This is a genomic window from Mucilaginibacter sp. P4_G9 (assembly GCF_056400985.1).
Genome location: NZ_JBFUKF010000923.1, coordinates 1 through 655, shown reverse-complemented (window position 1 = coordinate 655; position 655 = coordinate 1). Strand labels below are relative to the sequence as shown.

Sequence of the window (655 nt, the reverse complement as noted above, 5' to 3'; positions counted from 1 at the left end):
GGCATATGCAGAGCGGCAACTAAAAAACAAGGAATATGGGATAGTATTAAACAATGTCAAGTTTAAGCTGATTTTACGAATGTTCTCCCTGGTGAAAAGAGGAGAAATGTATGTGGAAAACTATCGAAGATCCGCTTAAGAAAACCTTTTTTAAATTAAATTTGGAATTGTAGTAAACCTAGAATACGAGCGCAGCGTGGCAATCGCGAACTGTGCAGGTCCGCTCTGTATAGCATGCGATTGCTTCGTACCTCGCAATGACATAGGTTATATTAAAAACAGCGCTGATAATCAGTAGTTTGTAAACGCGTCATTATGAGGAGGTACGACGAAGCAATCCCCAAAATACAGATCGGATTTGCTCAGTTACTCTGTAAATTGGGGATTGCTTCGTACCTCGCTATGACGGATAAGAGGTTGCGTGTAAAAAAATACATATTGATGCGAAGCGTGAGAGGAGGAATTGAGCTGGACAATATCTGCCGGCCCGCCTATTAATTTCCTAATGTTTAGGGAGAGATCGTCGGCAACTGCTATTTCATCTCTCAATGATTACTTTTTTAATAATTTAATACTTACCGAAAATGAGTTTTGATCTTCTTTGATGATGATATCATCGCCAGACCAGAGACGGTATCTTTCTGCAAGGTTCGCC

The 655-nt window shown here is 40.3% G+C and carries 1 pseudogene; it reads left to right on the top strand.

Annotated features, from left to right (window positions below):
• Positions 1 to 139, top strand: a pseudogene (locus tag AC1DPZ_RS28580) (IS110 family transposase); the annotation flags it as partial.
• Between the last annotated feature and the right edge of the window lie 516 nt (positions 140 to 655).